The following is a 13,374-nucleotide window of genomic DNA, read 5'->3' as shown; positions in this document are numbered from 1 at the left end:
CTCCTCCCTGCCCAAAGCCTCATCAGGACACGAACCTCGGGACCGGCCCACCATGTCTCGGAACACTCTCGAAGGGACGCCCGCCTCACCCGGCGACCCCTCCCGCGGCACACCGGAAGCCCCCGCCACCGCCAGTGGCCCCCTGCGGCCGCTCGGCGTCCTCCATCACGTCGCCTCGACGTTGACGGCGCAACTGGCGGCCGACCTCAAGGCACACGGACTCACCGCGCCCACCTTCCACATCCTCGCCGTCCTGCGAAAGGCCGGCCCCGCCGACCGGCTGACCACCGGTCAACTGGCCGCCATCGACATGGTCACCTGCTCCGGAATGACCGTGCGCGCCGACAAGCTGGAGCGGACCGGGCTGATCGTCCGCGAACGCGACGAACACGACCGCCGCGTCATCCACCTCCGCCTCACCGAGCGCGGCCTCGACCTCACCGACCGGATCCTGGCCGGCCAACACGCCCGCGAAGCCCGGCTGATGGCAGCACTCGACACCGACGAACTCCAGGCCCTGGCCAAACTCGCCGACGCCCTGGAACGGGCCCTGCAACACGCCGCCGACGGGCCCCCGCCCGCGCCACCGCACTGACGAAACACCCGCACGCCGGACGCGGCCCGCCCACCGCGCCACGACCCGTCGCCTTCCGTCGCCGCAAGCCGACCGACCGCTGCCAGCAGACGTCTCGTCAGAACGACGAGCGACTCCCGCAGACGTCGCGCCATCCCGGGCCGTGGGGCGCAGGAAGACCACCGAGCCACCCTGCCACCCTCCAGGTGGAACAGGGCGGTGAGCCCCGTGGCGGTACAGGCGCGCTCCAGGCCCGGGCCGACCCGGGCCGCGGAGCAGCCGACGCCGAAGAGGCCGGCGAGTTCGCCCCCGGGCTGGACGACCGGGGTCGGGGCGAGCCCGGGGATGTTCTCGGCGCGGGCGGCGTCGATGACCTCGCGGAGTTCCACGGCGAGCCGGCCCTGGCGCGCGGGGTCCCGAGCCCTGTTCGTGGTTGCCGACCCGAGAACGGGCCGCATGTCCGCACGGCCACCGGTGTCCTCCGACGCGAGCTGGACCAGGTGGGCCTGTCCTGTGCGGAAGGCGCAGGGACGCTGGCGAACAGCTTCGCGCGGGCTTGTCGGTCACGGCGGCCGAAATCCGGGCAGGAGGCCGCAGCCTGACGCGCCCGGGCCGCAAACGTTCGCCCGCCCGATCCGTCTTGATCACTTCCGGACAATCCCGAAGCGCATGCTCATGCCGTGCTTCGGCCTGCCGCTACTGAACCCGGTCCGGGCTCCGCGCCGTGCTTCCGCGGCTTCGCTTCGTGGTTCCACGGTGCGGGCGATCCCGGTATTCGACGATCACGGGGCGGTAGGAACACGGCATCGGAAGGTCTGCGTCCGTCGCCCACCTCTTCGACACCGCCCCCGACGGAAACGCCTCCATCATCACCCACGCCCCCTTCACCGTCCGGGGCACGGCCCCGGGAGAGCCGGTCGCCGCGGACGTCGCGCTCCAGGCCGCCGCCTACGACGTGCCGGCGGGGCACCGCCTGGTGCTCGTCCTCGACACCAAGGACCCGTTCTACGGCGACGTCAACGAGGCCGGCGGCAAGCTCACCTTCTCCTCCCCCGGCAGCGACCCGTCGTACCTGGACCTGCCCCTCGCCTGACGGCCCGGCACCACCGCACCCGCACGGGGCGGCGGCACAGGACGCCCTGTGCCGCCGCCCCGCGTATGAACGCCTCCTCAGCAGCACCACGGCGTCCCTCCGCTTTCCCTGCCCGGACGACGCCGCTCACACCACGAGCCCTCGGCTCATCGCTGCCGCAACCCGGTGAACCGGTACCGCCCCCGCCCGCGATCAGCCGACGCGCGACTGCTCGGGCCGGCGGATCCGCCCATCCGACTCCCTGCCGAGGGAGCGGACGCGTCGCCGTTCAAGCCTTCGCGTCACGTGCCTGGTGGAGGCGTTCCAGGACCAGTTCGACCAGTTCGGGCGCGTCGCCCAGCGGCTGGGAGACACCGACCACGCCGGCCGCGGTCGAGGCCTCGACGGTCTCGCGGTACAGCACGCCGGATGCGAGGCAGTAGGACGCGACCGCGATCCGGCGGGCCCCGGCACGGCGCAGCTCTTCCGCCGCCTCGCCGGGGGTCGGCGTGGTGGTCGCCGCGAAAGCGGCCCGGCACGGCAGGCCGAGGTCCGTACCCAGCGCGGACGCCATGGCGGTCACCTCGGCATACGCGCCGACGTCGGTGCTGCCCGTGGCCACCAGCACCACCGCGTCGAACTCGACGTCCAGCTCGGCGAGGCGGCGGCGCAGCGCCGCGACCAGCCGTTTGTCGGGCTCGCCGGTCGTACCGCCCATCACCGGCGTCACGAGCGGCGCCCGGCCCAGCGGGTTGGACAGCGCCTTGGGCAGGTCCACCCGGGAGTGGAAGGCCGAGCTCAGCAGCAGCAGCGGTACCACGGCCACCTGCTCGTGCCCTGCTTCGGCGAGCATGCTCAGTGCTTGACGGGCCGTGGGGCGGGTGTGCCGGAGGTACGCGACTTCGACCCGGCCCGCCCAGGCGGACCCGACCGCGCGGGCGAGCGCGCGGGTGTACTCCTTTGCCTCGGGGACGCGGCTGCCGTGCGCCAGCAGAAGCAGCGCACTCGGAGCCGCCGGCCGGGCGACTGGTCGGGGCGTCCCGATCGCGTCGGTCACTGTCGTACCACCCTCGTCATCCGGCGCGAGCGCCATGAAAGTGATGGAAAGGTTACCGTCCGTGATGGGTGTGTCGATGGGGCCGCGCCGGTGACTCCCGGCCGGACTCGCGGCCCGCGACCGCTCGCCAGTTCCGGCGGTCATCGGCGGCCGCGCTACGGCCCCGCCGCCAGTCCGGGTATGACAGCCTCGCCTCCCCCCGAAGCGCCGCTCCCCACCGGGGCGCGCCACGCGACGGTCGCACGAGGAAGGGGGGCGGCTTCCGAGCCGGGTCCGGAGCGTTCGGATCCCTCCCGCGCCTGGACCGACATCACGTGCGCCTACGGCCTCAGCAGCACCGAGACCACGAAGGCCGCGCCGTACCCGGATGCTCGACAACTGCCCGCAGCCGCGCACCGGACTGCCGTCCCCTGCCGTCCTGCCGTCGCCGGTGCGGCACGTCCCCGACGGCGACGGGCCGGCCGTTCGTCAGGGCCGTCCAGGCCTGCCTCCTGCACTCCTTCGGAGGACCCCGGTGGCAGCTTCCCCCTCCTGCACCCGCCCGGACACGCAAGATCGTGCACTGACTGCACGAAGCTCCATCGGATCCAGGAGGACGCCATGAGCCCCCTCGCCATCAACAGCGCGGGTGACGACGACAACAGCGACGACGACAACGCCGGCACGACGGCGGAACTGCGGGACCTGGCCCGCGATGTCGCCCAGCGGGACGACGTCCCCCAAGACCTGCGGCAGCGCGCCCAGGCGCTCACCGAGAAGTAGCAGACCGGCCGGGCCCGGCCCGGTGCCCTCCGCCGGCGTCACGCGCGGTCCTGGCACCCCACGGGCCCAGGACCGCCCCCTTCGGCAGATCCCGCTCCCCGGTGCTCGCGGCACGGGGCTCCGGCGGACGTCACCCCGCGCGCCGCCGCGCCCGCGCGCACGCGCCCCGCTTCCCCGGCCCCGCTCGTTCGCCCTCCGGGCCCCTCCGCCCGCCGTCGGTTCCCCTTCTTGCGATGGAGCACGCATGCGCGTCACTGCCCGCCGGACAGCCGCCGTCCTCCTGCTGACCGTGCCGTTGACCGGCGGCGGCGTCGACCATGCGGGCGCCGCCGGCGGGCCCGACCGGCCCCCGGTCACGGTGATGCGCTCCCCGGCGGCGGTGCCGGGCGAGTACATCGTCAGGGTGAGGCCCGCGTTCTCCCCCGAGACGGTCCTGCAGCAACTCGGCGTCCGGCCCCTGTTCACCTACGGCACCGCGCTGCGCGGCTTCGCCGCCCCGCTCACCCCGCTCCAGCTGTGGACGGCGCAGGGCCTGCCCGCCGTCGAGGCGATCGAGGAGAACGCCCGGATCAGCGTCGGCCCCCCTCCCGCACCGGACCGGCCCGCGCCGTCCACCACAGGAAACGCCGCGCCCCGGGTGACCGTCGAGGCGGCGAGCTGGGGCCTGGACCGGATCGACCAGCGCACGCTCCCGCTCGACGGGCTCTTCACGGTCGAGGGAACCGGCAAGGGCGTCACGGCGTACATCCTCGACACCGGCATCGAGACCGGGCACGAGGAGTTCGAAGGCCGCGCCACCGCAGAGTTCGACGCCGTCGGCGACGGCCGCAACGGCCAGGACTGCCACTCGCACGGGACCTATGTGGCCGGGACCGTCGGCGGCCGGACCTACGGCGTGGCCCGTGCGGTGTCCCTGGTCGCCGTCCGGGTGCTCGACTGCGAGGGGGAGGGCTCCACGGCCGCCTCCCTCGCGGGCCTGGACTGGATCGCCGCCAACGCCCGGCGACCGGCAGTGCTGAACGCCTCCCTCGGCGGACCGCCCTCCGACGCGCTCGACGCGGCCGTGGACGCGGTGGCCGACCGGGGCGTGCTGCCCGTGGTCTCGGCCGGCAACGACGCCCAGGACGCCTGCGGCTCCTCCCCCGCCCGCACGCCCAAGGCCCTCGCCGTCGGCGCGGTCAACAGACAGGACCGGCAGGCGAGCTTCAGCAACTACGGCCCCTGCCTGGCCCTGTACGCGCCGGGCGTCGCCATCGTCTCCGCCAGACTCGGCGGCGGATCCAGCACCCTCAACGGCACCTCCATGGCCGCGCCCCACGTCACCGGAGCCGCCGCCCTGATCGAGCAGCAGACCCCCCAGGCCGCCCCCCAGGACATCCGCGCCCGACTCGTCACCGACTCCACCACCGACGTCCTCACCCGACTCGACCCCGACTCACCCAACCGCCTCCTCTACACCGGCGGCCTCTGAACCGCCCCGACGCCCGGCGAAACACCCCTCCCGACCTGGCCACGCCCCCGACACGATCCCGTGGCCCTGAGCGCCGGTCCCCACCCGGACCCCTGACCCACACCCTCCTCCCGGGCCGCCTCTGCACTCGTGCCCTGCCGTCGGCACCCCATGCCCTGGCGAGGACGGAGACAAGTGCTTCCACATCGCCATGGGTGTCCCCGCCCTCGGATCGCGGGGGTGTGACCCCCACTCCGCCCCGGGACGCGGTGCCTCACCCGCCTGCACGACCAGGGGTGCGGGGCGGTTCGGCAACGGGCGCGGCGACGTGGCGGACGCCGCCAGGGCGTTGAGTGGGTGGTGCTGCGGCCCGAGCACGCCGGGGAGAGGTTCACGACGCAGCTCTTCGCGGTCGGCATCAGCGAGGTGCCCTACCTGGCCGAGAAGCCCACCGACCGCCGCCAGCCCCTGCTGCTGCGCCTCGGCCCCGATGGCGCGGACCTGGCCGGCTGTTGGAGCGGTGGCGGGCCCTGGCCGAGGAGCACGAGGTACTGCACCAGCACCTGGTCACCGTGGCACGGCAGGCGCAGAGCACGACGGCCCGCTTCATGAGCGTGGTGCCGGCGTCATGAGCGTGGGACCAGCGTTGGAGGCGCACCACGGGCGGACGCACGGGAAGCTGCCGCGGGCGGTGTTCGAGCAGCAGCGCCGGAAGATGCTGGAGCGGCTCGGCACCGCCGGGGTCGAACCGGAGGCCCCGAGTGGGTTGACACCTGACTGCCCGGGACGGGGGACCGGGCTCTGCACGAGCGCCTCCGGCAGTTGACCGAAGGCCTGCCGGACGGTATCCGGGCCCGGACCGAGGCGGCCACCGAACCGTTGCCGGACGTGCTTCACGGGATCCAGCAGACTCGCTCGGCATCCGGCACGTGCTGGCCAAGGTGCGGAACAACCTCGTGCACGGCGTCCACCGTCCTCAGCCAGAATCTCAGTGTGTCCGAGGATCTGCTGGTGCAGGCGGTCGACAACTCCCGTTGGAGGGTGAGTTGAGCGCCCCGCCTCTCACCTCGGGCGCACACCGGCCGGACCACCGCCATCACCCGGTACGGCAAGCCGGTCGCTGCGGTCGTCCCGGCCGCGCTGCTGCACCTGCTGCTGTCCGGAGCGCGCATCGGGCCACGCCCGATCGAGGCCTCAAAGTGGAGCGGCTGGCCGCCCGGTCCCGGGCCGTCGGCCAGCGGCCCTCGCCGGGACTTGCGGCACGTGTCATGCCGGCCGCGGCCGATCCCGCGCTGGAGGACCTGACCGAGAACCCGACGCCCCGTCCGGTTCCCGCCGGAACCCCGACGGGGGTCAGCGGGTGCGCTCGTAGTGGCGGCGCGCCTTCTCGCGGTTGCCGCAGACGGCCATCGAGCACCAGCGGGCGCGGTTGGCGCGGCTGCGGTCGAGCAGGAACAGCCGGCACTCGCTGTTCGCGCAGGGGCGCAGGCGGCCGGGCGCCTGCTCCTCGGTGGCGGCCCAGGCGAGGATCGTCTCGACGGCGAGCCGGGCGTGCGGGGGGGTTCTGACGGTCCACCGGAGGCCGTCCGAGGTGATGTCCGGGGTCTGGTGGACCCCTTCGAGCAGCGGGCCCAGCGCGGTGGGCGGGCGCTGTCCGCGCACGACGTCCTGCAGGACGTCCCGCGTCTCGCGCAGCAGCGCGAGTTCCGCGAGGCTGCCGTCGCCGCCGTGCGCCTGCGCCCAGCGCCTGCCGGCGGCCGGGTCCGCGAGGGTGTCCTGTTCCTCGCCGTCGACCAGCGGTCTGCTGTTGAGCAGGTCCAGCAGTGCGTCCATCGGATGCCACTCCCCTTCTAACCGTATTGGGATGATTGACAGGTTAGATCAAGTCGTGCTTGCGTGGCGAACACCTAACCAGATCAAACACACAAAGGGGTTAGTCATGCATTCGGTGCACCACCGGACCGCCGTCGTCGACGGACACGAGATCTTCTACCGCGAGGCCGGCCCCGTCGACGGCCCCGCGATCGTCCTGCTGCACGGCTACCCGACCAGCTCCTTCATGTTCCGCGAGCTCATTCCGCTGCTGGCCGACCGCTACCACGTCATCGCCCCGGACCACCTCGGCTTCGGCCACTCGGACGCCCCGTCCGTCGAGGAGTTCACCTACACCTTCGACGCCCTCGCCGCGCTCACCTCCGGGCTGCTCGACCAGCTGGGCGTGGACCGCTACGCCCTCTACGTCCAGGACTACGGCGCCCCCATCGGCTGGCGCCTCGCACTCGCGCATCCCGAACGGATCACCGCCGTCGTCACCCAGAACGGCAACGGCTACGAGGACGGCTTCGTCGACTCGTTCTGGAACGACCTCTGGCTCTACGGGGCGAACCCCGGCCCCGACACCGAACCCGCCGTCCGCGCCGCGCTCGGCATCGACGCCATCCGCTGGCAGTACGTGCACGGCGTGCCCGACCCGAGCCTGGTCAGCCCGGACACCTGGGAGCACGACGCCGCCCTCGTCTCACGCAAGGGCAACGACGAGATACAGCTGGCACTGTTCCGCGACTACCGGAACAACCGGCCCCTCTACCCACTGCTGCACGAGTTCCTGCGCACCAGCGGCGTCCCGGTGCTCGCCGTGTGGGGTCGCAACGACGAGATCTTCGGCCCGGACGGCGCACAAGCTTTCGCCCGCGACGCCGCGGACGCGGAGGTGCACCTGATCGACGGCGGCCACTTCCTCCTGGAGAGCCACCTGGACGTCGTCGCCGGCTACCTGCGCGGCTTCCTCGGGCGCGTACTGGGATAATCGACGGCGTCGAGCTTGCGGGGATCGGTCAGGTGCCCGGGCACCCAGTGCATGCGGGCGTTGCTGCGCGGGGCCTCGTCCTTGCGGTGGCGACCGGTGAGCAGGCCCATGGCCAGCGGGCTCCACACGAGCACGCCCATGCCGAAACGGCGGGCGACGGGGAGGATCTCGCGCTCGATCACCCGGTTGAGGATCGAGTAGGTGGGCTGCTCGGTGCGCAGCCGGTGCAGGCCCCGGCGTTCACTGACCCAGTGAGCCTGCACGATGTCGCTCGCGGGGAGGTTGGAGGAGCCGATTGCACGGACCTTGCCGGATCGGACCAGATCGGTGAGGGCGGACAGCGTCTCCTCGATGTCGGTGTGCGGGTCGGGGTGGTGGATCTGGTAGAGGTCGAGGTAGTCGGTGTTCAGGCGGCGCAGCGAGCCCTCGACCGCTTTCATGATCCAGCGGCGTGAGCTGCCGCGGTGAAGGGGGCTCTCCCCCATGGGGCCGTTGAACTTGGTCGCCAGCACCACGTCCTCACGGCGGCCGCTGAGGGCGCGGCCGAGGATTCGCTCGGTCTCGCTGTATCCGTAGACGTCGGCCGTATCGATGAAGTTGATGCCGGCGTCCAGGGCCCGGTGCACGATGCGGGTGCATGCGTCGTGGTCCGGGTTGCCGTTCGGGCCGAACATCATGGTGCCCAGGCAGTAGGCGCTGACGTCGATGCCGGTCCGGCCGAGCTGACGCATCCGCATGACAGGGTCCGTTTCCAGGTGGGCCGACTGCCGTCGGCGGGCTGATGGCGAGGACGAGCGGGGCGGGCGCCACGGCGGGTGCCCGCCCCGGAGTGGGTCAGCCGTTGTAGGGGGCGGTGACGTCCAGGACCCAGGTCACGCCGAAGCGGTCGGTCAGCATGCCGTACAGCGGGGCCCAGGCCGCGGGCTCCAGCGGGCGCAGCACGTTCGAGCCGTCGGCCAGCCGCTGCCACAGGGCGCTGATCTCGTCGGCGTCCTCGCCGCGCACGGACACGAAGAACGGGTTGGCGCCCTGCTCGTACGGCATCGCCGAGGGCACGTCGTAGGCCATGACGTGGAAGCCGTTGTCGGCGATGACCTGGCCCCACATCACCCAGTCCGCCTCGTTCTCGTTCTGAACGCTGCCGGCGTCCTTGTAGGTCACCGCGACGGTGTGCCCGCCGAAGACGGACTGGTAGAAGTCCAGCGCCTCACGGGCCGAGCCGCGGAAGTTCAGATGCGTGGTGGTGGTGACGGACATGGTCTGCTCCTACCTTGAAATGCGCCGGACGGGGCGCATGCGAGTGACGGGCGAAATGCCCCGCTCTGGAATCTGCGATGGAGCATGGCACCCGTAAAGGACAGGTTGTGTCCTGTACTTGCCGCATCATGGAGGCATGCAGAAGACGTCCTCGCGGCTCCTGACCCTGCTCTCCCTGCTCCAGGCACGACCGGAGTGGAGCGGCGACGACCTGGCCGAGCGCCTGGAGGTCACCGTGCGCACGGTGCGCCGTGACATCGACCGCCTTCGCACGCTGGGCTACCCGGTCGCCACGGACAAGGGCCCGGGCGGCGGATACCGGCTGCGTCCCGGATCGCAGATGCCACCGCTGCTCTTCGACGACGAGCAGGTCATCGCGCTGGCCGTCGCGCTGCAGAGCACCGCCCATCCCGCGATCGCGGAGGACGCCGACCGGGCGCTCGCGACGATCCGGAACGTCCTCCCGCCACGCCTGCGGCAGCGCATCGACGCGCTCCACGTCACCACCGTGCGCCCACCCGACCCGAGCACCCCACCGGCCCAGGACCTGGACCTGCTCACCGCCGTGAGCACCGCGATCCGGCGCCGCGAAGTACTGCGCCTGGACTACGCCCCGCACCAGGAGGCCGCACCGCAGCGACGCTGCGTGGAGCCCCACCACCTCGTGGCCTGGCGCACCCGCTGGTACCTGGTGGCCTGGGACCTCGACCGCGACGACTGGCGCATCTTCCGCACCGACCGCATGACCCCGCGCACGCCGACCGGCCCGCGCTTCACCGCACGTCAACTGCCCGGCGGGGACGTCTCCACGTTCGTCACCAGCCGGTTCCGGGGCTCCGACGGAACCGAAGCCGCCTGGCCCTGCCAGGGCGAGGCCATCCTGGACCTCCCCGCCGCAGAAGTCGCGCCCCACACCGCCGACGGCATCGTGGAACCACTCGGACCCACCCGATGCCGCATCATCACCGGCTCCTGGTCCTGGACCGCCCTCGCCGCCGGCCTCGGCCGATTCGACGCAAACCTGCACGTCATCGACCCCCCGGCCCTCCACGAAGCCTGCGCCGCACTCGCCCGCCGCTACGGCGCCGCCACGACCCCCGAGCCCGGCCGACTGAACGCACCCGCCAGCTGACGGGACGGACCGTCTCACGTTCCGAATGCGCCCTCCGGCGCCTTCCAACCTCAGCACGCACGTCGAGGTGCTCCGCTCCGAAGGGCCGGCCCTTCGGCGCCTTCGATCGAGGCGCGGGCGAGCATCCCACTGCCCACCGAACTCGCCCTCCGCACCACCCAACGCACCGCCCGGCCACGGAACCTGATCGACCAGTTCCGCAACCACCTCACCGACCACCGGTGCCGTAGGACCCGCCGTGAACGCCCAGCTCACGCCCCGTCCCGCTGTGACCGGCGCGACCACCAGCTGACAGAACGCCAAAAAGGCTGCTCCCAACATCCGGTGCAAACGGCCTACGACCTGCGGTTAAGCAAGTCGGACGACAGGATTTGAACCTGAGGCCCCTTGACCCCAGTCAAGGACGCCTACTGCCACGAAGATTGGTCGCCCGCCAGACAAATCCCAAGTGGGTGGTCAACCCTCTTCCTACAACGTGGAGTTGGGAACAGAGGGGTGCGTGCTGGCGCGGTTCGTGTGGGCTGACGGAGGCCCAGGTGTTACCTCGGCCAGGAATGTCCAACTCCGTCCACACGCGTCCACCGGCGGCCAAAACGGCCGGTCCCAAAGCGGTCCCAAGGCCCAGGAACAACCGTGGACACGCCGAGTAGCAGGGCTCCGGCCACCACTGCCGCAGACCAATGACACGGCTCGAAACAGCAGCCTGCAGGGTCGCCTACTGCGGGGTGTCCGGGGGCTGATCAGAGCCGCCTACTCGTCGATTACTTACCGTCATCTAGCGAGCGGCGCGTCGTCCTGCGCGTGCTGCCACAGCGCAGCCGCGGCGTGCTTCGCACCCTTCTGCGCACGCTCTGCCGACAAGGAGGGGTTCGTGGGACAGCGTCCACAGCGAGAAAGGGTCTACCGACGGTACGGGTGCCGCGATGGGAACGGCAAGCAACTGGGCCGTGGTGCCCGCAGTTGGCCGCCGAAGTGAAGCACGGGAAGTGGACGTACTGCGTCGACCTCGCCCCCGACGAGGGACAGCGCCGCACCCGCCGGCGGGACGGGTTCGCAGCGGGGCCTGCGACCGCCCGCTCGGCCGACTTCCGGTCCTCGTCCACCCGCCCCAACCCCACTACGGGCAGAGCGCAGTTGCCTTGCCGAGCCTGGGGTCGAGCGCGCCTCCGGCCCGGGCCCCGGCGTGGCGCGTTCGTGAGCACCACGGCCCGCCCGACTCGCCCTCGCACCGGCCGATCTCGGGGGTAGGAGCAGACAGCCAGCGGCAGAGAAGCAGGTACGTCCAGACGTCCTTGACCGTCGGTCAGCGGGCCGAGCCCTTCATCCGCCCGATGGCCCCGACGCCGGACCAGGCGCTGCCGAGCATCACGAGTCCCCCGATGATGAACGCCACGGTTGAGCCGGTCGAATTGCTGGACTTCTGCTCCTCCAGGTCCTTGCTCCCGGTCTGGTGGCCACCAGACCGGCTGACGCAAGTGTCCCCTTCCGACATCTTCGCGCCGCCGCAGTCGGTGGGCCTGATCTGGAATCCGACGAAGATGATCGCCGCGCCGATGGCCAAGAAAAACGAGACTGGCTACGAGGTCCTGCCTGGGAGCGTTCTGCCTGGATGGTGGGGCCATGACACTCAGTGTTCTACGGACGCCACATGACGAACATGCCGGCGTGTTGTTCGGACGGGCGGTTGTTGGAGAGAGCGGATCACGGCTCGCGAACGGGGGCCGGCATGGTCCCGACAATCGGGGTCGGTGGCCATTCGAACCGGCCGGCGGACAAGCCTGAGGACCCGTTTGCCTTCGCCATGGCGGTGGCGAGCAGCCCTGCGAGGCGCCGACGCAGCTGGTGGGCCGGGATGGCCGGTCGACCGCCGACGGTGCCCGCCAGTCGCTACGGGAGTTGGCCGGAGTGAGAATGCTTCCATCCTCGTGACCTCGCAGGTACGCAGGTTTCTGCCGGCCCTGCCGGATGCCTGCGAACGGAGGGGCGTTTTCCTGCGCCTCGAGCGCCTTTCCACAGCAGGTGTACTACTAGGCATGGAGCGGACGCCGACAAGCCGTTCCTCGGCCCGTCGGCGTCCCACTCCGATACCCCGGCATCTCGAGGCCGCCTGGGGCGCACGTGCGACGGAGGATCGCGAAACGCACGCGACAGCCGCACGCAGCGACCCGAGCAAGGAAAGAGCCCGGCCATGGCGACGATGGAGGAGCGCGTCAAGAAACCGCTGGCACACACCGCCGCAAGGACCGGGCGTCACCGGTACGGGCCAATGGCAGCACAGTGCCCGGTGAGGTGCACTCGATCCGCGCCGACCACCGGCGCCAGGTCCGGATCCCGGTCGTCGCCGACCTCTTCGTCGTCGGGTGGTGCGAGGAGGGAGACCTGTCACTGTTCGAGGGTGTCCTCGTCGTCGTACGGGTCCGCCGGATGCGCATGGTGGTAGACGAAGCGCAAGTAACCTGGATCGCCCCGAAGTTCAGTTGATCGAACGGCGCGTGATCAGGGTCATCAGGCACGGCTAATGGGGGTGTATGACCGCGTCGACACCTCGCCGGTTCTTACACCGCAGACAGAAAGTTCCGGGCCCCCCATCTGCCGCTGTCCCCGGCGAGCCTGCTGCCATGCCGGCGAACCGCTCTTCGGCCCGACGGGCCGTCATCAACCCTGCCCAGAAGGACGCTTGGGAGCAGAGACAGACGCAGGTCGACACCGGGCACCTGCCGCTCGCCATCCTTGACGCCTCCGACGACCAGGTCGCCGCAGAACTGGCCGCGCAGGGTGTCACCGCAGAACAGGTGCGCAACGCGATCGAGGAAGCCTGGGATGCCGGCACGACGGACGGCAAGCCGTGGAGATTCCCGACCCCGGATGGACTCCCCCCGATCACCCTCAACGCCTCGCTAGTGATCGACCAGGTCATTCAAACCTCCGAGACAGGGTTCGCCATCAACCCCGCAGCTCTGCTGGTCGCCCTCACGAACAGCCGCTGCCTCGCCGGAACCGTCCTCTACAGACTCCGCACCCTCAGCACCACGCCAGACAACATCGCACGCTGCCCCTGCCAGGACACCTGACACACCTGTTGCCGGCCCTGCCATTCACGCCGGTCCGGCCCAGACACCCCGCACGCCGCTGAACGCAGTGGCTCCGTCTCGCGCCTGGCGCGCAGCACCCGCTCACACTCCGAACAGCGCACGGCGGCGAACTCGGGCGGGTACCACCGCCGTCCCGGGCGGGTGCGCTGGTACTCGAGGTGTTCCATCTTCA

12 protein-coding genes and 1 pseudogene are annotated in these 13,374 nt (G+C 71.5%); 8 read left to right on the top strand and 5 right to left on the bottom strand.

Annotated features, from left to right (window positions below; genetic code table 11):
• The first annotated feature begins 52 nt into the window (after positions 1-52).
• A complete protein-coding gene (locus tag CG736_RS11555; RefSeq protein ID WP_100586097.1) occupies positions 53-595 on the top strand; it encodes a MarR family winged helix-turn-helix transcriptional regulator in 543 nt (180 codons plus the stop codon).
• 784 nt (positions 596-1,379) lie between these two features.
• Complete coding sequence (locus tag CG736_RS11550) at positions 1,380-1,667, top strand: CocE/NonD family hydrolase C-terminal non-catalytic domain-containing protein (RefSeq protein WP_100586096.1); 288 nt, start codon at positions 1,380-1,382, stop codon at positions 1,665-1,667.
• 268 nt (positions 1,668-1,935) lie between these two features.
• Here CG736_RS11550 and CG736_RS11545 read toward each other — a convergent pair whose 3' ends face one another.
• A complete protein-coding gene (locus CG736_RS11545; RefSeq protein ID WP_198520450.1) occupies positions 1,936-2,703 on the bottom strand; it encodes a sirohydrochlorin chelatase in 768 nt (255 codons plus the stop codon).
• Positions 2,704-3,303: 600 nt separating this feature from the next.
• Here CG736_RS11545 and CG736_RS36110 point away from each other — a divergent pair.
• Together CG736_RS36110 and CG736_RS11540 are read left to right on the top strand one after the other, a co-directional pair.
• On the top strand, positions 3,304-3,465 hold the full coding sequence (locus CG736_RS36110) for a hypothetical protein (protein WP_157815524.1): 162 nt from the start codon (positions 3,304-3,306) through the stop codon (positions 3,463-3,465).
• Positions 3,466-3,709: 244 nt separating this feature from the next.
• Entirely contained in the window at positions 3,710-4,936 is a 1,227-nt protein-coding gene (locus CG736_RS11540; RefSeq protein ID WP_100586094.1) for a S8 family peptidase, read from the top strand.
• Positions 4,937-6,268: 1,332 nt separating this feature from the next.
• On the opposite strand, the gene CG736_RS11525 is transcribed toward CG736_RS11540, so the two are convergent.
• Positions 6,269-6,748: a CGNR zinc finger domain-containing protein gene (locus CG736_RS11525; protein WP_100586091.1), complete on the bottom strand. Its 480-nt coding sequence runs from the start codon at positions 6,746-6,748 to the stop codon at positions 6,269-6,271.
• Positions 6,749-6,854: 106 nt separating this feature from the next.
• On the opposite strand from CG736_RS11525, the gene CG736_RS11520 reads away from it, so the two are divergent.
• Positions 6,855-7,721, top strand: a complete 867-nt coding sequence (locus CG736_RS11520) for an alpha/beta fold hydrolase (protein ID WP_100586090.1) — start codon at positions 6,855-6,857, stop codon at positions 7,719-7,721.
• On the opposite strand, the pseudogene CG736_RS11515 reads toward CG736_RS11520, so the two are convergent.
• Both CG736_RS11515 and CG736_RS11510 read right to left on the bottom strand, forming a co-directional pair.
• Positions 7,721-8,458 (bottom strand): annotated as a pseudogene (locus tag CG736_RS11515) (aldo/keto reductase); the annotation flags it as partial. The gene CG736_RS11520 and the pseudogene CG736_RS11515 overlap by 1 nt on opposite strands.
• Positions 8,459-8,555: 97 nt before the next feature.
• Positions 8,556-8,978: a VOC family protein gene (locus CG736_RS11510; RefSeq protein WP_100586088.1), complete on the bottom strand. Its 423-nt coding sequence runs from the start codon at positions 8,976-8,978 to the stop codon at positions 8,556-8,558.
• Positions 8,979-9,114: 136 nt separating this feature from the next.
• Between CG736_RS11510 and CG736_RS11505 the strand changes: the two genes are divergently transcribed.
• Positions 9,115-10,110, top strand: coding sequence for a YafY family protein (locus tag CG736_RS11505; protein WP_100586087.1), 996 nt, complete (start codon positions 9,115-9,117; stop codon positions 10,108-10,110).
• A 1,303-nt stretch (positions 10,111-11,413) separates the two neighbouring features.
• On the opposite strand, the gene CG736_RS11500 is transcribed toward CG736_RS11505, so the two are convergent.
• Positions 11,414-11,671 (bottom strand): hypothetical protein, encoded by a 258-nt coding sequence (locus CG736_RS11500; protein ID WP_100586086.1) that lies wholly within the window; start codon positions 11,669-11,671, stop codon positions 11,414-11,416.
• A 728-nt stretch (positions 11,672-12,399) separates the two neighbouring features.
• On the opposite strand from CG736_RS11500, the gene CG736_RS11495 reads away from it, so the two are divergent.
• Complete coding sequence (locus tag CG736_RS11495; protein ID WP_157815523.1) at positions 12,400-12,591, top strand: hypothetical protein; 192 nt, start codon at positions 12,400-12,402, stop codon at positions 12,589-12,591.
• Between the two features lie 137 nt (positions 12,592-12,728).
• Positions 12,729-13,181, top strand: coding sequence for a Clp protease N-terminal domain-containing protein (locus tag CG736_RS11490; RefSeq protein ID WP_157815522.1), 453 nt, complete (start codon positions 12,729-12,731; stop codon positions 13,179-13,181).
• Positions 13,182-13,374 lie beyond the last annotated feature (193 nt).

This window comes from Kitasatospora sp. CB02891, assembly GCF_002803145.1.
GTDB classification, from domain to species: domain Bacteria; phylum Actinomycetota; class Actinomycetes; order Streptomycetales; family Streptomycetaceae; genus Kitasatospora; species Kitasatospora griseola.
Note: the sequence above shows the minus strand (reverse complement) of the source record. Positions and strands in the feature narration are given on the sequence as shown.

What these genes read in the sequence shown, in the direction of transcription:
- CG736_RS11555 (WP_100586097.1), top strand. Translation starts at nt 53, where the DNA reads ATGTCTCGGAACACTCTCGAAGGGACGCCCGCCTCACCCGGCGACCCC.
- CG736_RS36110 (WP_157815524.1), top strand. Translation starts at nt 3,304, where the DNA reads ATGAGCCCCCTCGCCATCAACAGCGCGGGTGACGACGACAACAGCGAC.
- CG736_RS11540 (WP_100586094.1), top strand. Translation starts at nt 3,710, where the DNA reads ATGCGCGTCACTGCCCGCCGGACAGCCGCCGTCCTCCTGCTGACCGTG.
- CG736_RS11525 (WP_100586091.1), bottom strand. Translation starts at nt 6,748, where the DNA reads ATGGACGCACTGCTGGACCTGCTCAACAGCAGACCGCTGGTCGACGGC.
- CG736_RS11520 (WP_100586090.1), top strand. Translation starts at nt 6,855, where the DNA reads ATGCATTCGGTGCACCACCGGACCGCCGTCGTCGACGGACACGAGATC.
- CG736_RS11510 (WP_100586088.1), bottom strand. Translation starts at nt 8,978, where the DNA reads ATGTCCGTCACCACCACCACGCATCTGAACTTCCGCGGCTCGGCCCGT.
- CG736_RS11505 (WP_100586087.1), top strand. Translation starts at nt 9,115, where the DNA reads ATGCAGAAGACGTCCTCGCGGCTCCTGACCCTGCTCTCCCTGCTCCAG.
- CG736_RS11490 (WP_157815522.1), top strand. Translation starts at nt 12,729, where the DNA reads ATGCCGGCGAACCGCTCTTCGGCCCGACGGGCCGTCATCAACCCTGCC.